At 72.9% G+C, this 20,264-nt stretch carries 16 protein-coding genes and 2 pseudogenes; 15 read left to right on the top strand and 3 right to left on the bottom strand.

Going from position 1 to position 20,264, the window contains the following annotated elements:
- The first annotated feature begins 2 nt into the window (after positions 1–2).
- From Phou_RS35635 to Phou_RS35650, 4 genes are all read left to right on the top strand, one after another.
- A complete protein-coding gene (locus Phou_RS35635) occupies positions 3–260 on the top strand; it encodes a hypothetical protein (protein WP_173065378.1) in 258 nt (85 codons plus the stop codon).
- 70 nt (positions 261–330) lie between these two features.
- A complete protein-coding gene (gene tatA / locus Phou_RS35640) occupies positions 331–609 on the top strand; it encodes a Sec-independent protein translocase subunit TatA (protein WP_173065381.1) in 279 nt (92 codons plus the stop codon).
- 15 nt (positions 610–624) lie between these two features.
- A complete protein-coding gene (gene tatC, locus Phou_RS35645; protein WP_173065384.1) occupies positions 625–1,560 on the top strand; it encodes a twin-arginine translocase subunit TatC in 936 nt (311 codons plus the stop codon).
- Between the two features lie 16 nt (positions 1,561–1,576).
- Entirely contained in the window at positions 1,577–2,470 is an 894-nt protein-coding gene (locus tag Phou_RS35650) for a diacylglycerol kinase family protein (RefSeq protein ID WP_173065387.1), read from the top strand.
- Positions 2,471–3,407: 937 nt separating this feature from the next.
- On the opposite strand, the gene Phou_RS35655 is transcribed toward Phou_RS35650, so the two are convergent.
- Complete coding sequence (locus tag Phou_RS35655) at positions 3,408–4,139, bottom strand: HAD family hydrolase (RefSeq protein WP_173065390.1); 732 nt, start codon at positions 4,137–4,139, stop codon at positions 3,408–3,410.
- A 96-nt stretch (positions 4,140–4,235) separates the two neighbouring features.
- On the opposite strand from Phou_RS35655, the pseudogene Phou_RS35660 reads away from it, so the two are divergent.
- Positions 4,236–6,991, top strand: a pseudogene (locus Phou_RS35660) (DEAD/DEAH box helicase).
- Between the two features lie 127 nt (positions 6,992–7,118).
- The gene (locus Phou_RS35665; RefSeq protein WP_173065393.1) at positions 7,119–7,976 is read left to right on the top strand and encodes an MHYT domain-containing protein; all 858 of its coding nucleotides are present in this window, start codon (positions 7,119–7,121) and stop codon (positions 7,974–7,976) included.
- Positions 7,977–8,301: 325 nt separating this feature from the next.
- Here Phou_RS35665 and Phou_RS35670 read toward each other — a convergent pair.
- Together Phou_RS35670 and Phou_RS35675 are read right to left on the bottom strand one after the other, a co-directional pair.
- Positions 8,302–9,218 (bottom strand): annotated as a pseudogene (locus Phou_RS35670) (5'-3' exonuclease).
- Between the two features lie 24 nt (positions 9,219–9,242).
- The gene (locus Phou_RS35675; protein WP_246274120.1) at positions 9,243–9,701 is read right to left on the bottom strand and encodes a MarR family winged helix-turn-helix transcriptional regulator; all 459 of its coding nucleotides are present in this window, start codon (positions 9,699–9,701) and stop codon (positions 9,243–9,245) included.
- Positions 9,702–9,763: 62 nt separating this feature from the next.
- Here Phou_RS35675 and Phou_RS35680 point away from each other — a divergent pair, with 62 nt between their 5' ends.
- From Phou_RS35680 to Phou_RS35720, 9 genes are all read left to right on the top strand, one after another.
- Entirely contained in the window at positions 9,764–11,311 is a 1,548-nt protein-coding gene (locus Phou_RS35680) for an MFS transporter (RefSeq protein ID WP_246274121.1), read from the top strand.
- Between the two features lie 74 nt (positions 11,312–11,385).
- On the top strand, positions 11,386–12,606 hold the full coding sequence (locus tag Phou_RS35685; protein ID WP_173065397.1) for a glycosyltransferase: 1,221 nt from the start codon (positions 11,386–11,388) through the stop codon (positions 12,604–12,606).
- Positions 12,599–14,077: a lipopolysaccharide biosynthesis protein gene (locus Phou_RS35690; RefSeq protein WP_173065400.1), complete on the top strand. Its 1,479-nt coding sequence runs from the start codon at positions 12,599–12,601 to the stop codon at positions 14,075–14,077. Before Phou_RS35685 ends, Phou_RS35690 begins: the two co-directional genes overlap by 8 nt.
- 77 nt (positions 14,078–14,154) lie before the next feature.
- Positions 14,155–15,651 (top strand): O-antigen ligase family protein, encoded by a 1,497-nt coding sequence (locus Phou_RS35695; protein ID WP_173065403.1) that lies wholly within the window; start codon positions 14,155–14,157, stop codon positions 15,649–15,651.
- A complete protein-coding gene (locus tag Phou_RS35700) occupies positions 15,644–16,666 on the top strand; it encodes a Gfo/Idh/MocA family protein (RefSeq protein WP_173065406.1) in 1,023 nt (340 codons plus the stop codon). Before Phou_RS35695 ends, Phou_RS35700 begins: the two co-directional genes overlap by 8 nt.
- Positions 16,656–17,318: an acyltransferase gene (locus Phou_RS35705; protein ID WP_173065409.1), complete on the top strand. Its 663-nt coding sequence runs from the start codon at positions 16,656–16,658 to the stop codon at positions 17,316–17,318. Before Phou_RS35700 ends, Phou_RS35705 begins: the two co-directional genes overlap by 11 nt.
- Positions 17,318–18,436, top strand: coding sequence for a DegT/DnrJ/EryC1/StrS family aminotransferase (locus Phou_RS35710; RefSeq protein ID WP_173065412.1), 1,119 nt, complete (start codon positions 17,318–17,320; stop codon positions 18,434–18,436). Before Phou_RS35705 ends, Phou_RS35710 begins: the two co-directional genes overlap by 1 nt.
- Before the next feature lies 1 nt (position 18,437).
- Positions 18,438–19,415, top strand: a complete 978-nt coding sequence (locus Phou_RS35715; protein WP_173065415.1) for a glycosyltransferase family 4 protein — start codon at positions 18,438–18,440, stop codon at positions 19,413–19,415.
- A gap of 161 nt (positions 19,416–19,576) precedes the next feature.
- The gene (locus Phou_RS35720; RefSeq protein ID WP_173065418.1) at positions 19,577–20,263 is read left to right on the top strand and encodes an FKBP-type peptidyl-prolyl cis-trans isomerase; all 687 of its coding nucleotides are present in this window, start codon (positions 19,577–19,579) and stop codon (positions 20,261–20,263) included.
- Position 20,264 lies beyond the last annotated feature (1 nt).

Genomic DNA, 20,264 nt, shown 5'->3' on the forward strand with positions numbered 1-20,264 from the left:
TCGTGGTCCTGTGGGTCGTGTTGGCAGCGGTGCTGGTGGGGCTGCTGGTGCTGGTGTTGTCGGCGGCTTCGCTGATGGGGCGGCTGGGGCCGCTGCGGCGGGCCGCGATGACGCTGCTGCGCCGGCAGGCTGAGGTGGAAAACCTGCGGTCAGCGGCGCTCTCGCTGGCCCAGGAGGCGGACACGCTGCGGCTCAAGGCCGAGATCACGCAGGAGCGGCTCGCTCTGATCAAGGTCAAGTCAGGGCCGCGCGGCCGTTGACGGGTCTCCGCCAGACGCACGTACGATAGGGCTCGACAGTCCTCACGACGATCAGCAACTGGAGCTTTCCATGGGCGCCCTCAAGCCGTGGCATATCGCTGTACTCGTGGTCGTGCTGGTCCTCCTCTTCGGCGCGAAGCGGTTGCCCGACGCGGCTCGGTCGTTGGGCCGCTCGTTGCGGATCATCAAGGCCGAGACCAAGCACCTGACCGACGACGACGAGCGCGACCTCGCCGAAAAGGCGGACGCGCAGCACGGCCGCCAGCCGCTGCCGCCGTCGTCGACGGAGCAGCGCCCGGCCGCGCCGCCGGTTGTCGACCCGGTGCAGCGCACCCGCGACGTTTCCTGATCCTCGGCGCTCCCCGTGGCGTTCTCCCTCCTGCGGCGCGGTCCGAGCAATTTCGAGCGCGCCGCTGACGGCTCGATGACCCTGATCGAGCACCTGCGCGAGCTGCGCACGCGCTTGTTCCGCGCCTCCCTTGGCATCCTCATCGGCTTCATCGTCGGGTTCGCCATGTCCAACTGGGTGATGGACATCATGGACAACCCGTACTGCGCGTTGCCCCAGTCCAAGGACCCGGTCTCCGGCAAGTGCATGCTGCTGCAGCTCGGGCCGGCCGACGTGCTGCTGCTGCAGCTGCGCATCTCGCTCTGGCTCGGCCTGATCGTCGCCGGACCGATCTGGCTGTACCAGCTGTGGGCGTTCATCGCGCCCGGCCTGCACCGGCACGAGCGGCGGTACGCGTACGCGTTCGCCGCGATCGCCGCCCCGCTCTTCGCGGCCGGCGGTTTCCTGGCCTTCTTCGTGGTGCACACCGGCCTGGAGTTCCTGCTCAACATCGGGCCGGAAAACATCCAGACGACGCTCGAGGTCAGCCGGTACTTCGGGTTCGTCACCAACCTGATCCTGATCTTCGGGGTGGCGTTCGAGTTCCCGCTGATCATCCTGATGCTCAACCTCGTCGGCCTGGCGAGCGCGAAACGCCTGCTCAGCTGGTGGCGCGTCGCAATCTTCGCGTTCTTCGCGTTCTCGGCGATTGCCACACCCACCCCCGACCCGTTCGGCATGACGGCGCTGGCCCTGTGCCTGTGCGTGCTGTACTTCGCGGCGGTCGGCGTGGCGTTCGTCAACGACCGGCGCAAGCGCCGCCGGCAGGAGACCTTCGCCGGGCTGGACGACGACGAGGCATCCCCGTTGGAGTACGACGCGGACGCGGTGGAGGCCGGTGAGCCGCTCGAAGCCGTGGCGCCCGTGCCGGCGCCGCTGCCGATCGAGCGCCGCTTCGACGAGACCACCTGATGTCCGGCAGACCGTCATGACCGGGGACATCGCCGTGCTGTGCAACCCGGAGGCCGGGCGCGGGCGGCACCGCGACCTGCTCGCGCCCGTGCTCGACCGGCTCGCCGAGGCCGACCTGCCGGTGCGGCTGCTCGACGCCCGTACCCGCGAGGAGGCCCAGGCGGCGTGCCACAGCGCGGTCGCCGGCGGCGCGGCCGCGCTCGTGGCCGTGGGCGGCGACGGCACCGTCCACCTCGCGCTGCAGGCGGTGGCCGGCACCGACGTGCCGTTCGGCGCGGTGCCCGCCGGCACGGGCAACGACTTCGCGGTCGAGACCGGCGTCCCGGCCGAGCCGATCGCCGCGGCCGCCGCCATCGCCGGCGCGATCAAGGCCGCCCGCACCCGGCCGATCGACCTGGCGCGGCTGACCGGGCCCGGGCGCGCCCCGATGTGGTACGGCGCGGTCCTCGCCGCCGGCTTCGACGCCGTGGTCAACGAGCGGGCCAACAGGATGCGCTGGCCACGCGGCCCGCGCCGCTACGACCTGGCCATCTTCGTCGAGCTGCTGCGGCTCAAGGCCCGGCGGTACACGCTGCGGCTGGACGGCGAGGAGCAGGTCCGCCGGGCGGTGCTGCTCGCGGTCGGCAACTGCGCCAGCTACGGCGGCGGCATCCGCATCGTCCCCTCGGCCGTGCCCACCGACGGCCTGCTCGACGTGGTGCTCGGCGACGTCAGCCGCGCCACGCTGGTGCGCCTGAAGGGCAAGACCTACAAGGGCACGCACGTCGAGCACCCGCAGGTGCACACCTATCGGGCGCGCACCGTCGAGATCGAGGCCGAGGGCATCACGACGTACGCGGACGGTGAGCGCGCCTTCCCCCTCCCGGTCACGATCACCGCCGTCCCGGGCGCGGTCCGCCTGCTCACCTGACAGCTGAGGGCTACCGCGACGTCCGCGGTGGTCCAGACCGTTGCTCCCGCGGCCTCACCCGCCGCGTCACACACCCGATTTGCGGGGTGGTCGCGGCCGCCCGAATGTCACTCATGGCACGGCGCTGCGGCAACGCGGCGGCGGAGCGGAGCGCGGTGGCGCGCGGCGGCGAGGTGTAGCGGCGCGCGGCGGCGGGGCCGTAGCGGCGCGCGGCGGCAGGGCGGCGCGCGGCGGCAGGGCGGCGCGCGGCGGCAGGGCGGCGCGCGGCGGCAGGGCGGCGCGCGGCGGCAGGGCGGAGCGCGGCGGCAGGGCGGAGCGCGGTGGCGGAGCGGCGGGCGGCGGAGCGCAGGGGCGGCGCGGTGGCGCACAGAGATCCGGAGCTGGGCGCAGCGGTGCGCCCAGCTCCAGAGGCCGGCGGCGGTGACCCCCGCGGGCAGGCCCGGCCGCGGCCCCGCTCTGCCGGCGGCCGTAGGCCGTCCTGTGGATGGCGCCCCGCTGTGCCGAGGGCTCAGGCTTGTGCTCGCCCGTGTCCAAGCCAGGCTCGCCGCAAACAGATCGTGGTACCGATTTGCCCCTGGGAGGGCCGATGCGCACCACGATCGCCACGCACCGAAAACCTCTACTTCCCCAATAGGGGACACCTCGCGTCCGCTTTCCGGACGCCGCCGCACAGCCGGCCCGCTGCGAGACGCCCGCTGTGCACAGCGGGCGCCGTGCTCGACCCGCAACCGCGGACAGCCTGGCACCGGCGGCCCGGACTGTCGTCGAGGCCCGTGCGAGGGCCACCGGGCCCGTACGACGGCGCCGATTCAGGCGGCGCGGCGCAAGCCGGCCGCAGGCCCTGGGGTGAGCTGGCGCGAGCGCGGAGGGTGAGGCCGCGGGAGCGACGGTCCGGACCACGGCGGGCGTCGCGGTAGCCCTCTGCTGGAAAAGGGGGTTAGGGCGCGGTGAGGTCCAGGACGGCGGCCAGCCCGTTGCACTTGCCGGGGTCCGCGGCGGGCAGCACCAGCGCGGCCAGACCGGCCCGCACGGCGCCCGCGTCCGCCGGGGTGTCGCCGACCATCAGGGCGCGCTCGGGCTCCACGCCCAGGGCGCCGCACGCGCGCAGGAAGATCGCGGGGTCGGGCTTGGTGCGGCCGACCTCGTACGACAGGATGTAGGCGTCGACGAGGCCGGTGAAGCCCCAGGCGTCGAAGAGCGGGCGGATGTCGAAGCCGATGTTGCTGACCACCGCGACCGGGATGCCGGCTTCCTTGAGGGCCGAGAGCGTGCCGGCCGTGTCCGCGTAGAGCACCCAGCCCTCGGGGCGCAGCAGGCGGCCGTAGAGGGCCTCCTCGAACCCCTCCACGCCCGAGGCGACGGTCTCGGCCAGGCCGACGTACGCCGCCCGGTGGGCGTGTTCGTACAGGTCGCGGTCGGCGAACGCCTCGGCCAGGTGTGGCGGCACCCGGTGCGGCACGGGGCCGCCGGCCCGCCCGGCCGTCACCAGGCGGTCGGCCAGCACGGTGGCCCGGCCGCGGTCGAGCGTGACGCCGCACTCCTCCGCCGCCGCCCGCACCCAGTCCACCGGGTCCTCGACCTGCGCCAGTGTGCCGTGGAAGTCGAAGAGCACCGCCGAAAGTGGCGATCTGGCGGGTCGGGAGTCGGGGAGGGCGGTCTGGTCCGGCACGTCCGTGACCCTACCGAGTCGCCCGGTTGGTCCGGTAAGCCGGCCCACTCGTGGCGCGACCTGAACGCCGGTGTACGGGCAGGATAAATTATGGGCATGAGCAGCCCCGCCGAGCGGTACGCCGCGGCGCGCCGACGGGCCGAAGAGTCCTCAGGTTTTCCAGCGCTTGACGACTTCGCCCTCGACCTCGGATTCGATCTTGATGATTTCCAGCGGGAGGCGTGCGAGGCGCTCGAACGGGGCAGCGGGGTGCTCGTCTGCGCCCCCACCGGGGCGGGCAAGACGGTGGTCGGCGAGTTCGCCGTGCACCTCGCCCTGTCGACGCCCGGCCTGCGGCGCAAGTGCTTCTACACCACGCCGATCAAGGCGCTGTCCAACCAGAAGTACCACGACCTGGTGGAGCGCTACGGCGCTGAGCGGGTCGGGCTGCTGACCGGCGACAACGCCATCAACGGCGACGCTCCCGTGGTCGTGATGACGACCGAGGTGCTGCGCAACATGCTGTACGCCGGCTCGTCCACTCTGGAAGGCCTGGCGTACGTGGTGATGGACGAGGTGCACTACCTCGCCGACCGCTTCCGCGGCGCCGTGTGGGAAGAGGTGATCATCCACCTGCCCGCCTCGGTGACGCTCGTCTCCCTGTCGGCGACCGTCTCCAACGCGGAGGAGTTCGCCGACTGGCTGGTCACCGTGCGGGGCGAGACGGCCGTCGTGGTCAGCGAGCACCGGCCGGTGCCGCTGTGGCAGCACATGCTGGTCGGGCGGCGGATGTTCGACCTGTTCCACGACGCCGACGCGGCCCGCAAGCACGACGTGCACCCCGAGCTGCTGCGCTACTCGCGGGAGCAGTTGCGCCGCCTGGAGATGACCGACGGCTACACGCCTGGCCGGGGCGGCCGCGGCGGGCGGCGCTGGCGGGGTCCGCTGCGCGCCGACATCGTCGAGCGCCTCGACCGCGAAGGGCTGCTGCCGGCGATCCTGTTCATCTTCAGCCGGGCCGGCTGCGACGCCGCGGTGCAGCAGTGCCTGCATGCGGGGCTGCGCCTGACCACGCCGGACGAGCGGGCCGAGATCCGCCGCGTCGCCGAGGCCCGGATGGCCGCGATACCCGGCGGTGACCTGCAGGTACTCGGCTACTGGGAGTGGCTCGACGGCCTGGAGCGGGGCCTGGCGGCACACCACGCCGGGCTGCTGCCCGCGTTCAAGGAGGTCGTCGAGGAGCTCTTCGTGCGCGGCCTCGTCAAGGCCGTCTTCGCCACCGAGACGCTCGCCCTCGGCATCAACATGCCGGCCCGGTGCGTGGTGCTGGAGCGGCTGGTGAAGTTCAACGGCGAGGCGCACGTCGACCTGACGCCGGGGGAGTACACGCAGCTGACCGGCCGCGCCGGCCGCCGTGGTATCGACGTGGAGGGGCACGCGGTCGTGGTGTGGGCGCCGGAGGTCGACCCGCGGCACGTGGCCGGGCTCGCCTCCACCCGCACGTACCCGCTGAAGTCCAGCTTCCGCCCGTCGTACAACATGGCGGCCAACCTCGTCGGCACGGTCGGCGCGGCGCCGGCGCGGGAGCTGCTGGAGTCGTCGTTCGCCCAGTTCCAGGCGGACCGGTCGGTCGTCGGCCTGGCGCGGCAGGTGCAGCGCAACGCCGAGACCATCGAGGCGTACGGCAACGAGGTGCGCTGCCACCAGGGCGACTTCGACGAGTACTTCGCGCTCCGCGTGGCGATCGCCGACCGCGAGCGCGCGCTGGCGCGGCAGGGGAGCAGCCAGCGCCGCGCCGAGGCGATCCGCTCGCTGGAGCGGCTGCGGGTCGGCGACGTCGTCCGCGTGCCCTCCGGCCGCCGCTCCGGCCTCGCCGTGGTGCTCGACCCGGGCGTGGGTGGCTTCGGCGAGCCCCGCCCGCTGGTGCTCACCCAGGACAGGTGGGCCGGGCGGGTCACGCCGGCCGACTTCACCGCGCCGGCCGAGGTGCTGGCCCGCGTGCGGGTGCCGAAGCACTTCAACCACCGCTCGCCGGCGGCGCGGCGCGACCTTGCCGCGCAGGTGACGGCGACCGGCCTGGACCGAAACGCGGGGCGGCGGTCGCGCTCCAAGGGCGGCAACGGCGAGGACCACGAGCTGGCGCTGCTGCGGGTGGAGCTGCGGCAGCACCCGTGCCACGCCTGCCCGGAGCGGGAGGAGCACGCCCGGTGGGCCGAGCGCCGCCACCGGCTGCGGCGCGACAACGAGCAGCTGCGCGAAAAGGTGGCCGGGCGGACGGGGTCGCTGGCGAGGACGTTCGACAACGTGTGCGACCTGCTGACCAGCCGGGGTACCTCACGCCGGCCGGTGAGGTCACCGACGCCGGGCGCATGCTCGCTCGGATCTGGACCGAGGCCGACCTGCTCGTCGCCGAGTGCCTGCGCCGCGGCGTGTGGGACGGGCTGCCCGCGGCGGATCTGGCGGCGGCGGTCTCCGTGGTGCTCTACGAGGCCCGCCGCGAGGGCGACGAGCGCGCCTCGGTGCCGCGCGGTCAGATATCCGACGCGGTCGACGCGACGATAAAGATCTGGGCGGAGCTGGAGGCCGACGAGGCGTCCCGCGGGCTCGACCTGACCCGCGAGCCCGACCTCGGCTTCGTGTGGCCGGTCTACCGCTGGGCGCGTGGCGAGGACCTCGCGAAGGTGCTGGCCAGCGGCCACAACCTGGACGGCGAGATGCCGGCCGGCGACTTCGTGCGGTGGGCGCGCCAGGTGGTCGACCTGCTCGGCCAGATCGCCGAGGCCGCCTCCTCGAGCTCCCAGCTGCGCGAAACGGCCCGCGCGGCGATGGGCGCGGTCAACCGCGGCGTGCTCGCGTACAACGCCGTTTCGTAGTTTTCTGGATACGTTCCGACATTTGACCGACCGTCCACTTGTAGAACGCCGATCGTCTCTTAATGATCGCAAACGCGAATGTGCCTCTGTATTGGCTGGCAGGGGCCTTTGGGGGACGGGCGGAACGTTGGAGATACACCACTTTGAGTACGGCTTCATCACGCCGACACTCAGCTACGCGCTCTCGGTGCTGGGCTCGCTGCTCGGTCTGACCTGTGCTGTGCGGGTGCGCGAGGCGAAGACCTCGGCCCAGCGCGCCTGGTGGCTGATGCTGGCCGCCTGGGCGATCGGCGGCACCGCGATCTGGAGCATGCACTTCATGGCCATGCTCGGCTTCTCGGTGGTCGGGCAGCAGATCCGGTACGACGTCGCGCTGACGGCGGCCAGCGCGGTCATCGCGGTCGTGGTCGTGGGCATCGGCCTGTTCATCGCCGCGCTTGGCCGCCCCTCGATCATCAAGATCGTGTTCGGCGGCATCTTCGCCGGCCTGGGCGTAGCGGGCATGCACTACACGGGCATGGCCGCCATGCGGGTGGACGCCGAGATCCAGTACGACTCCCTGCGCGTCGGCCTCTCGGTCGCCATCGCGGTGGTCGCCGCCACGGTCGCCCTCTGGCTCGTGGTCAACGTGCGCGGCGCGCTCGCCATCATCGCCTCCGCGCTGGTCATGGGCATCGCGGTGAACGGCATGCACTTCACCGGCATGTCCTCGATGTCCGCGCACGATCACCCCACACCCGGCGACCCGAGCGGCGCCACGGCCTCCAACCTGCTCGTACCGATCATCCTGGCCGTCATCCTCGTCGCGATCGCCCTCATCTACGCGGTGCTCGCCGCCCCCAACGAGGAGGACCGCGCCGGCCTGGCCTACATGGACTCCCGCCTCGCCGACCGCGCCAACGCCCCAGCACCCGAGCCGCCGCCCTCGCCGCACGGCCTGGCCGCCCGCCGGACCAACTTCCCGAGCTCGTCGCGCCGCCTCTAGGGCGCGCTGCTTTCGGATTCCGCCGCCTTCCCCCGCCTTAGACCCCGAAGCATTTGTCGAGCTACCGCGACGTCCGCGGTGGTCCGGACCGTCGCTCCCGCGGCCTCACCGTCCGCGTGCGACGGCCTCAGCCCACCGCCACGGTCCGCGCCACTCGCCCTTGGGCAGGCCTGATCGACAGTCACAGACCGCGACGAGGGCGGACTCGCGCGCTCCCGCCTCGAAAGACCTGCCGAAGCACGGGGTGCGCGCCGCGGTGGCGGTGGGCGCGTTCGTGCGGCCGGGCTTGCGAGGGCTGCACGGCGGTGTCGGGAGAACTGCGGGGTCAGCGGGGGAGTGCGAGGGCGTCGACCAGGCGCTTGCAGGAGCCGGCGAGGTTCCACTTCTCGGCCAGGGACAGCAGCCGGTCGGCGTCCACGGGCGCGGTCGGCAGGCTCGTGTCGAAGTCGGGGATCGGGATGTCGCGGGCGACCTCGACCACCTTCGGCGCCACGGCCAGGTAGTCGCGGGCGGCGGCCAGCTTGCCGCGCAGGCCTGCCGCGAAGCCGGCCTTCGGGTCGTCGAGTGCCGCGAGGATGCCGTCCAGGCTGCCGTAGCGGGTGACCAGCCGCGCGGCGGTCTTCTCGCCGACGCCGGGCACGCCGGGCAGGCCGTCGCTGGGGTCGCCGCGCAGCGCGGCGAAGTCGGCGTAGGCGGCGGCCGGTACGCCGTACTTGGCGCGCACGGCCGCGTCGTCGCAGTCCTCCAGCTTGGCGACGCCGCGTCCGCAGTACAGCAGGCGGACCGGCTTGTCGTCGTCGATCAGCTGGAAGAGGTCGCGGTCGCCGGAGGCCACCTCGATCGGGCCGGGCTGGGTGGTGGCGAGCGTGCCCAGCACGTCGTCGGCCTCGTAGCCGGGGGCGCCGAGCGCGGGGATGCCGATCGCCTCCAGGACCTCGAGGATCAGCGGGACCTGCGGCTGCAGCGTGTCCGGCACGATCTCGGCGCCGGGCGGGCCGCCCGCGTCCAGGCGGTGCGCCTTGTACGACGGGAGCAGCTCGACCCGCCACGCCGGGCGCCAGTCCGCGTCCATCGCGCACACGAGCCGGTCCGGGTGGCGGCCGCGGATCAGCGTGGCAATGAAGTCGATGAACCCGCGCACGGCGTTGACCGGCGTGCCGTCGGGGCCTTGGCGGCGGACTCGGGGATACCGAAGTACGCCCGGAAGTACAGGCTCGGCGCGTCCACGAGAAGCAGGGTCATGCGCCACAGCCTGTCACAGCCGCGTCAGCCGGTCGGAATCTCCTCGCCGTGGGCGTCGCTGGCCTGCGTCATCGTGCTCAGCCAGCGGCGCACGACGTCGCGCTCGGCCGCGCTGAACTCCGCCTCCAGCCGCGCCTCCACCGCGAACACCTCGGGCGTGGCGGCACGCAGCCGCTCGCGGCCGGCGTCGGTGAGGAAGACCTGCTGGGCGCGGCGGTCGGTGGGGTGGGGCTGGCGCTCGAGCATGCCGGCGCGCTCCATGCCGGCGAGCATCTCGTTGGCCGACTGGCGGGTGCTGGAGACCTTGCGGGCCAGCTCGGCGACGGTGATGCCGGGCTCCTCGTCGAGCAGCATCAGCGAGCCGAACTGCGCCACCGACAGCTCGTGCGCCGCGAGCACCTCGGCCACCACGCCGCGCATGCTCAGCCACGCGTGGCGTACGAGAAAGCTGAGGCACCCCTCGGTGCCGGGTACGTAGGTCACGCCACCATTCTCTACAGGCAGGATGATTGACAGGTTCCTGACGACCTGCCACAGTCATTGCCGTGACCGTCAGGAACCTGTCAAAGGATACCCGGATCCTCGCGATCCTCGTCACCGCCGCCGTGCTCATCTGGCTCGACGCCACGATCCTCGGCGTCGCACTCGAACGCCTCGCCGACCCGGCAGCCGGCCTCGGTGCCGGACCGGGGGAGCTGCAGTGGGCCGTCGGCTCGTACTCGCTGATCTTCGCCACCGGGCTCTTCGCGGCGGGCGCGCTCGGCGACCGGTACGGCCACCGCACGGTGCTCGTCGCGGGCCTGGCCGCCTTCGGCGTGGCCTCCGTGTGGGCGGCCTGGGCGGGCAGCCCCACGCAGCTCATCGTGGCCCGCGGCCTGATGGGCGCGGGCGGCGCCATGATCATGCCGTCCTCGATGGCGATCATCGGGGTGACCTTCCCGCCGCAGCGGCGGGCCGGCGCGATCGCCGCGTGGTCGGCCTCCAGCGGCGTCGGTGTGGCCGGCGGCCCGCTCATCGGCGGCCTGCTCATCGACCACTTCTGGTGGGGCGCGGTCTTCCTGGTGAACGTGCCGGTCGTCGCCCTCGCCCTGGCCGGCGTGCTCGCCGCCGTCCCCAACCCGAAGGCCGCCAGCCGCCGGCGGGTGGACGTGCCTGGGCTCGTGCTGTCCACGGCCGGCCTGGTCGGGCTGGCGTACGGGCTGATCGAGGGCGGCCAGAGCGCCGACTGGGGACAGGCGCGGGTGTGGGCGCCCATCGCGGCCGGAGTCGTGCTGCTCGTCGCGTTCGTCGTGGCTGAGCTGCGCGCCGCCCAGCCAAGCTTCGACCCGCGGCTGTTCCGCAACCCGCGCTTCGCCGCCGGCAACCTCGCCCTCGGCGCGCTCTTCTTCGGCGTCACCGGGCAGATGTTCTTCGGCACCTTCTATCTGCAGGGCGCGCGTGGCATGTCCGCGTGGGACGCCGGCCTCGTCGCGCTCCCCGGCGCCCTCGGCGTGATCGCGGGCGCCCCGCTCGGCACGCATCTCGCCCGCCGCCTCGGCGTCGCGGTCGTCGCCGGTGCGGGCCTCGCCGCCGTCGCGGTCGCCTTCGCCGCCAACCTCGCCTTCGGGCTGCACACCTCGCTGTTCTGGTGGTGCGTCGCGGGCGGGCTCAGCGGCCTCGGGCTGGGCGCGGCGGTCGCGCCGGTCACCGCCGCGGTGGTCGCCGCCCTCCCGCCGGAACGGATGGGCGCCGGCTCCGCGGTCACCAGCACCATCCGCCAGGTCGGCAGCGTGCTCGGCATCGCGGTGCTGGGCACGATCCTGACCACCAGCTACCGCGGCGGCGTCGGGCCCGCGCTGGCCGGCCTTCCCGAGGGGGTACGGGACTCGGCCGGCTCCTCCGCCGAAGCGACCCGCCACGCGGCCGGTGTGCTCGGCCGGCCGGAGCTGGCGGACGCGGCGAACCGGGCGTTCGTCGACGCGATGCACGTGACCGCGAGCTGGGCGGGCGTGGTCGTGCTCGGCGGCGCGGCGGCGGTGCTCATCGCGTTCCGCTCCCGGAGGAGGCCGGTTACCGAAAGTGAGCACGCGCCGGCCAAGGTAGCCGTAAGGTAAACGAAAGGTTAAGAATCGGTGCCTGAGCCCCCCGCCCGAGGATAGGCGAGCGTGCCGCACCTATCCTCGGGCGCGTGACGTTGTCCGCACCGGAGAAGGCCACCCCACCGACGCGCGATCCGGGCCGCCCGCTGCGGATCGGCATGATCGTGGTGAGCGAGTACGAATCGGACCCGCGCGTGCGCCGCCAGGCCGAGGCGCTCGCCGCCCGCGGTGACGAGGTGACCGTCGTGGCCCTCGCCGCTCCCGGCCGCCCCGAGGTCGACGTCGTCGACGGCGTCAAGGTCGTGCACCTGCCCACCCGCAAGTACCGGGGCAGCTCCGCCAAGGCGTACCTGTCGCTCTACGGCGGCTTCAGCGCCCGCGCCGCCCGCTGGCTGAGCACCCGGCCGCGCTCGTTCGACCTCGTGCAGGCCCACTCGATGCCGGAGGCACTCGTCTTCGCCGCGGTCGTGCCCCGGCTCTTCGGCACCCCGCTGCTGCTCGACGTGCACGACCTGACCTCGAAGCTGTTCGCGTCGAAGTTCGCCGGCAAGAGCAAGGTGCTCAGCGCCATCACCGCGTCGGAGAAGGCGTCGTTCCGGTTCGCGCACGAGGTGCTGACCGTGCACGAGCCGTACGCGGACGAGATCCGGGAGTGGACCAAGCGCCCCGTCTCCGTGGTCATGAACTGTCCCGACGAGCGCCTCTTCACCCCCCGCGCCGAGCCCCTGCGCTGGGACCTGGCCGGTGAGGTCGTGTTCAGCTACCACGGCCTCGTCGCACCCCGCCACGGCCTTGTCGAGGCCACCGAGGCGCTTGCCCGCCTGCGCGGCGAGTTTCCCGGCGCGCGGCTGCAGGTGCGCGGCAGCGGCGACGGGCTGGAGGAGCTCGGCGCGCGCGCCGAGGCGCTCGGCCTCGCGGACGCGGTCGACCTGCCCACGAAGCTCTACCCGCTCCCCGAGATCGTCAAGGAGCTGGAAAAGGTCCACATCGGACTCGTGCCGAGCAAGCTCGACCCGTGGACCGACGGCGTGCTCCCCACCAAGCTGATGGAGTACGCGATGCTGGGCGTCCCGGTCATCACGTTCCGCAACCCGGTGATCTCCCGCTACTTCCCGGACGACGCGGTCCGCTACGTCGACCCGGCCAGCCCGGACACCCTGCACGAGGCCATGCGCGAGCTGGCCGGCGACCCCGACCGCGCGATGGCCCAGGCTGCCCGCGCCAGCGAGGTCATGGCCGGCCTGCGCTGGAGCGAGCAGAAAAAGCTCTACTTCGCGGTCGTCGACCGCCTCACCGCAAGGCGTGGTTGAGACCGCCACCCCGCCGCGTCCCGGCATCGTCCGCGCCGGGTTGCTCTCCATGGCGGGACTCGTCGCCCTCGGCCTGACCCGGCTCCTGCACGGCGCCATGGTGAGCCGGGCCACGGACCAGAAGACGTACGGCCTCGTCGGCACGCTCATCGCCATCACCACGATCGGCAGCCTGCTGCTGCCCGCCGGCGTGGCGAGCGCGGCGTCCAAGTTCATCCCGTTCGAGCAGGGGCGGGACGATGCCGCCGCGGCCCGGGGCGTACACCGGCTGCTGGTGCGGGTGGGCTGGTGCGGCGCGGTCCCGATCAGCCTCGGCGCCGCCTTCGGTGCCGCCGCCGTGTTCGACCTCGGGTGGCTGGACACGTTCCAGGTGGCGGCGCTTTGCTGCGCGTTCTCGGCGTACTCCGTGCAGAAGTCCGTCCTGTACGGCTTCGGCCTCATCCCCGCGTACACCCGGCTGGAGCTGGCCTGCTCCGGCCTGGCGCTGGCGGCGACGGTGCTGGTGGTGGCCGCCGGCTGGTCCGTGTATCTGCTTCCGCTCGCGGCCGGCTACGCGCTGTTCACCATCGGCGCGTGGTGGCGGGTGCGGCCGCTGACCCGCGGCCCGAGGGAACGGTTCACCGCCACCCGCGAGATCGCCGTCTTCGTCGCGCTCGCCTGCGTCGGCACGCTCTGCTCGCAGGGCTTCCTGCAGGGCACCCAGCTGCTGGCCAACCACTTCGCCACCCGCCAGGAGGTGGCGTACTTCGCGGCCGCGGTCACGCTCATCGCACCCGCGTACTTCCTGCCGCGCGCGCTCGGCATCGTGCTTTTCCCGTCGATGGCCCGCGCGCACGGCGCCGGCGACGTGGCCGACGTGCGCCGGCAGGCCGACATCTCCACCCGCGCGCTGCTGGTGGTGCTGGCGCCGCTGTTCGCCGTGGCGATCCTCGTCGCGCCGGAGATCCTGACCCTCTTCGGCGGCCGGGAGTACGCGGACGGCGCCGAGGTGCTGCGGCTGATGCTCGCCGCCACGTACCTGGCGGTCGTCGCCGTGCCCGCGGTGAACGCCCTCTCCAGCGGCGCGCACGTGCGCGTGCCGGTGCTCTCGGCGGTCGCCGGGCTCATCACCGGGCTCGCCGTGGTGGCCGCGCTGGGCGGGCCGCTGGGCGCCGCGGGTGTGGGACTCGGGTACCTGTGCGGCACCGCGGTGACCGCCGGCGGCCCGGTCGTCACGGCGTGGCGGCTGCACCGGATGTCGTGGGTCGCCCCCGTGGGGTTAGCCGCCGGATTCGTCGCGATCGTGCTCATCGCGGCATCCGTCGCAGATCAGTGGCTCAATCCGGCTACTCGGGCGGCCGCGGCAGCGTTCGCCCTGATCGTGGGCGTTTTCGTGCTTCGCGGCCAGATCCGCCTACTGCGCGATGCTTCCATTGGTGGACGGCTTAAGGTGACCGGGGGTTCACCATCTCGATGGGGACGGAGGGTGTAGTGGCGCGCGGCGCGGTACGGAACGGGACGGATGACGGGGCACAGATGCTTTCTGCACAAACACGAACGGATTCGCTCGTGGAGGGCACCGCACCCCGCACGGACCTGACGGGCCGCCTGAGTCGCTGGCTCGGTCTCGCCCTGGTGGTGCTGCTGGGCACCCTCCTGGTGTGGGTGCTCTTCGAGACCTGGATCCAGGTCCAGCTCTCCACAGCGGTGGAGGACGCCGAGGGCAACCTGCTCGCCGACGGGCCGGACTGGCCCAAGACGGTGAAGAACGGGCTCTATTTCGCGCTCCTCGGGCTCACCTTCCTCAAGGTCGCGGTCGATCGGCGGTGGCGTGACTTCCGCACCCCGGCCGACATCGCGATCGTGGTGCTCGGCGTGGTGCTGGTGCTCGCCGGCCTGTTCGGCGACTCGCCGATCGGGCTGATCGGCGAGTCCGGCTGGGTCTACCTGCGCGGCGCCATCGTCTTCTACGCGTGGCGGGCCGCCGACCCCGACCGCAGGCGCGTGCGCACCGTGCTCATCGTCGTGGGCGTCGTCGTCGGCCTCAACGCGCTGATCGCCATCTGGCAGACCCTCGCCGGCCCGACCAGCTACCAGAACCTCGGCTGGATCAACATGACGTGGGCCCGGATCAACCGGGCGCACGCGCTGCTCGACCACCCCAACCACCTCGGCCACCTGCTCGCGCTCACGATGCTCGGCATCTTCGCGTACATGGCCTCGCGCACGAAGGTGCACTGGCGGTGGTGGGCCGCGTTCCTGCTGCTGACCATCGCGCTCTCGGCGACCCAGTCCCGCGAGTCGACACTCGGCTTCGTCGCCGGCGTCGCGGTGATCTGCGTACTGCGCCGCGGCAAGTGGGCCGCCGCCGCGATCTGCGTCACGCTGGTGCTCGGCTTCGCCGCCGCCCAGCTCGCCGTCAGCCCGGAAAACCGGGCCGAGCTGGCCCGCCGCCTCGCCGGTGTGGCGAGCGCGTTCAACCTCGGCAGCGGCGAGGAGCCGGACAACGCCTGCGTCGAGACGCGGACCGACTGCGGCGAGGACCGGGAGAAGATCCCGGAGCGCGAGGTGCGCGTCCTGTACGCCCAGCAGGGTGTCGAGCTGTGGCTCAAGCGGCCGCTGCTCGGGTACGGCGTGGGCCAGTTCGGTGGCATCGTGGCGTACGAGCACGACCCGCTGTGGTACCAGGACAGCCGCTTCGGCCCCGACGGCTTCCGGCTGTACGGCTCGAACGAGAAGCAGGTCGACTCCTTCTGGCTGCACCTGCTCGTGGAGACCGGCGCGCTCGGCGCCCTCGCGTACCTGGCCTGGCTCTTCCTGCTCATCGCACCGATCGTGCGGGCGGTGTGGCGGCGCGGCCTCGCGGTGCACCCCTTCGGCTGGTGGGCGCCGGCCGCGATGATGTTCGCCATCCTGGTGGCCTGCCTGGCGCCCTCGTTGGAGGATCCGCTCTTCCCCGCGCAGCTGTTCACCATCCTGGGCCTGGCCTGGGTGTGGTGGCGGCGTGGCACGCTAGTGTCTTCGGGATCACCGGCAATTCCCGAGAGGACCGAAGAACGTGAGTGATGCCGTCGCACTGGTCGGCTTCGGCTACTGGGGGCCCAACCTGGCCCGCAACCTGCAGGCCCACGCCGGCGACCGGTGGCGCTACCTGGTCGAGCTGTCGCCCGAGCGGGCTGCGAAGGCGGCCGGGCTGTACCCGAACGTGACCGTCACCGACGACCTGGCCGCCGTGCTCGACGACCCCGAGGTCGGCATGGCCGTGGTCGCCACGCCGGCGGCCACCCACGCGCCGCTCACCCGGCGGCTGCTGGAGGCGGGCAAGCACGTCCTGGTCGAAAAGCCGCTCGCGCTCTCCAGCGCCGACGCGGTGGCGCTGGCCCGCCTCGCCGACCAGCGCGAGCGGGTGCTGATGGTCGGGCACACCTTCGAGTACGTGCCGGCCGTGCGCAAGATGAAGGAGCTCGTCGACGCGGACGCGTTCGGCGACCTGCTCTACCTGCACTCGCAGCGGCTCAACCTCGGGCGCATCCAGAGCGACATCAACGCGTTCTGGTCGATCGGACCGCACGACGTGTCGATCGCCAACTTCCTGGTCGGCCAGCGCCCCGAGTGGGCCGCCGCCGAGGGTGCGCGCTACCTGAACAAGGACGTCGAGGACGTGGCGTTCGTCACCGTCGGGTACCCGGGCGGCGTGCTCGCGCACATGCACGTGAGCTGGCTCGACCCGTCGAAGACCCGGCGCACCACCGTCGTGGGCAGCAAGCAGATGCTCGTGTACGACGACATGGACGCCGACGCCAAGCTGCGCGTGTACGACAAGGGCGCGGACAAGGTCTTCGAGGACGAGTACGGCGCGTGGCAGTACCGCCTGCGCGACGGCGTCGTCACCGTGCCCGAGCTGGAAAAGGCCGAGCCGCTCGGCGTGGAGCTGCGCCACTTCCTGGAGTGCGCCGACACCGGCACCCGCCCGCGCACCGACGGGTGGAACGGCGTCGACGTCGTGGCCGTGCTCGAGGCCGTCGACGCCTCGCTGCGCGCCGGCGGCGCCCAGGTGAAGGTCGAAGCCGGTGAGCGTTAGTCCACTCTCTGTCGTCGCCGAGGGCGTGGTGCTCGGCGCGGGGTCCACGGTCGAGGAGTTCTGCATCATCGGCCGGTCCGGTCCTTCCTCCGAGAAGACCGCCTTCGGTGACGGCGCCAGGCTGCGCAGCCACACCGTGGTCTACGCCGGCGTCACCGCGGGCGCGAAGTTCCAGACCGGCCACCACGTGCTGATCCGCGAGCACACGACGATCGGCGACGACGTCTCGGTCGGCTCGCTCTCCGTCGTGGAGCACACCGTCCGGATGGGCGACCGGGTACGCGTGCACTCGCACTGCTTCGTGCCCGAGTTCTCCGTCCTGGAGGACGATGCGTGGCTCGGCCCGCGGGTGACCCTCACCAACGCGCCGTTCCCGCGCTGCCCCGACGTGTCCAAGTGCATCAAGGGCGTCCACATCGGACGCGCGGCGCGCATCGGCGCCAACGTCACGATCCTGCCCGGCGTCCACATCGGCGAGCGCGCCCTCATCGGCGCCGGCGCCGTCGTCACCAAGGACGTCGCCCCCGGCGCCGTCGTGGTCGGCAACGCCGGCCGGCAGGTGAAGACCATCGACGACCTGCTGTGCCCCGCCGGGCTCGACCACGCTCCTTACCCACCTGTCACCCATAACCCATCGCTATCGGAGTCATGATGACCACCGCAGTACCGCTCGTCGACGTCAAGGCCTCCTACCTGCGCCACAAGGAGGCGATCGACGCCGGCATGCGCGAGGTCGTGGAGAGCACGGCGTTCATCCAGGGGCCGCAGCTGAAGGCGTTCGAGGCCGAGTTCGCGGCCTTCTGCGGCACCCGGCACGCGATCGGCGTCGGCTCCGGCACCGCCGCCCTGCACCTGGCGCTCGCCGCCGTGGGCGTGGGCCCGGGCGACGTGGTCGCGGTGCCCGCGCACACGTTCATCGCCACCGCCGAGCCGATCACCTGGCTGGGCGCGACGCCGCGGTTCGTCGAGATCGACCCGCAGACCGGCGCGATGGACCCGGTCGCTCTCAAGGACGCCATCGACGGGGTACGCGCGGTGCTGCCGGTCGACATCCACGGCCGCCCCGCCGACCTGGAGCAGCTCTCCGCGGTTGCCGCCTCGGCCGGCGTGCCGCTGATCGAGGACGCCGCCCAGTCGCACGGCGCCGACGTTTTCAAGGCCGACGGCAGCGTGGTGCGGGCCGGCGGCTGGGGGATCGCCGCCTGCTTCTCGTTCTACCCGGGCAAGAACCTCGGCGCCTTCGGCGACGCCGGCGCCATCACCACGAACGACGACGACTTCGCCGCCGCGGTGCGCAAGCTGCGCGACCACGGGCGCACCACCAAGTACGAGCACGAGATCATCGGGTACGCGCACCGCATGGACACCCTCCAGGCGGCCGTGCTGTCGGCGAAGCTGACGACGCTCGACGCGGACAACGCCCGGCGCGTGGCGCTGATGGCGGCCTACGAGGCCGAGCTGGCCGGGGTCGGCGACCTGTGGTTCCCGCCCGCGACGCTGGACCGCCGCAGCGTCTTCCACCACGCGCTGCTGCGTACGGCCCGCCGCGACGCGCTCCTCGCACACCTGAAGGAGCAGGGCGTCGGCGCCGGCGTGCACTACCCGGTGCCGCTGCACCTGCAGCCGGCGTACGCGTCGCTCGGCCACAAGCGCGGCGACCTGCCGCTGACCGAGGCGTGGGCGGACGAGTGCCTGTCGCTGCCGATCTACCCGGAGCTGACCGACGAGCAGCTCGCCCGCGTCGTCGCCGCGGTGAAGTCCTTCTTCTGAGATGCGCATCCTGGCCGTCACGAACCTGTGGCCGACGCCGGGCAGCTTCCGTGGCGTGTTCGTGGCCGAGCAGGTGGAGGGTCTCCGCAAGCTCGGCCACGACGTCGACGTGGAGGTGGTGGCGCAGTCCCGCGGCGCCAAGGACTACCTCCTGGCCGCCCCGCGGGTGCGCCGCCGCGCCCGGTCCGCCCGCTACGACCTGGTACACGTCCACTATGGACTGACGTCGCTCTCGTCCCGGCTCGTCGGCCGCGTGCCCCGCGTGCTCTCGCTCTACGGCAGCGACATCAACGAGCCGTGGCAGGCCCGCATCACCCGCCTCACCGCCGGCCGCCCGGCCGCCCGCGTGTACCCCTCGAAGCGCCTCGTGGAGGCGGCGGGTGACCCGGCTGGCGTGGTCGTGCCGAACGGCATCGACTTCGACCTCTTCACCCCGCTGCGGCCCGACGAGCGCGCCGCCGCCCGCGAGCGGCTCGGCTTCAAGCCCGACGACCTCGTCGTGCTCTTCGGCGCCGCCCCGGACAACGCGGTCAAGCGGTACGACATCTTCACCGCCGTCCTGGCCGGCCTGGCGGAACGCGGGCTGCCGGTCCGCGAGCTGATCCTGCCCGCGCCCGGCCAGGTCCGCGCCGACGTGGTCCCCAAGTTCGCCGCGGCCGACCTGCTTCTGGTCACCTCCCGCCAGGGCACGGAGAGCGGCCCCCTGATCGTCAAAGAGGCCGCCGCGATGGGCCTGCCGGTGGTCAGCGCCGACGTGGGCGACGCCAGCGAGGTGCTCGCCGGCGTGACCCCGTCCGCCGTGGTCCCGTTTCCCGACCCCGCCTCCGACCGTGAGCTGGTCTCCGCCCTGGTGGCGGCCGCGGCCGAGGTGCTCGGCTCCGGGGCGAGGAGCGACGCCCGTTCGAAGATCGCCCGCTACGACCAGGCCGCTGTCGTCCGCGAGCTCGAGTCCGTCTACACGAGGGTCCTGTCCCGCTGACCGGGCGGCGCGGCATCGACGGGCCGCGGTCTCGGGACCGTTTACGCGAGGGTCCTGTCCCGCTGACCGGGGCGGCGCGGTATCGACCGGGCCGAACCCCTCGGGAGCGGCCCAGGTCGTGCCGGTAAGGTGTCGGAGTCTTGCCCGATGGAGGAGGCGTGGTGGCGGAGCAGAGGACGGCCAAGCAGGAGCGGCGGGCGGCTGCCAAAGCGGCCGCGGCGCGCGCGGCCCAGGTGAAGAAGCGCAACCAGGCGCTCGCGGGCGCCGGTGCGGGTCTCGCCGTCATCGCGGTCCTGGTCACGGTCTTCTTCGTCGTGCGCGACGGCGGCGACGGCGAAGACGTCGGCTCGCCGGCCCTCACCACCACCGCCAGCGTCGCCCCCAGCCCCAGCGCGGCGGCCGCGCCCGCGTGCGCGGGGCAGCCGGCACCCACGCCGCAGGAGGTCGCGGGCTTCCCGCCGGTGCCCGCGGGCGCCGACCCGGCGCTCAAGACCCGGCCGCAGGTCGAGCCGGGCAGCGGCACGGTCGACAAGCTCGTCGTCACCCCGATCATCAAGGGCAAGGGCGCGGCGACCAAGGCGGGGCAGAACATCACGGTCAACTACGTCGGCGCCTGCTACGCCACCGGCGAGGTCTTCGACGCCTCGTGGAACCGTTCGGAGGCGTTCCCCTTCCCGCTCGGCTCGGGCAACGTCATCCCCGGCTGGGACCAGGGCCTGGTCGGCGTGACCGTGGGCAGCCGCGTCCAGCTGGACATCCCGGCCGACCTGGCGTACGGCGACAACCCGCAGGGCGGCCAGCCGGGCGGCCCGCTGCGCTTCGTCGTGGACGTGCTCGCGGCGAAGTAGC

This window comes from Phytohabitans houttuyneae, from assembly GCF_011764425.1.
GTDB classification, from domain to species: domain Bacteria; phylum Actinomycetota; class Actinomycetes; order Mycobacteriales; family Micromonosporaceae; genus Phytohabitans; species Phytohabitans houttuyneae.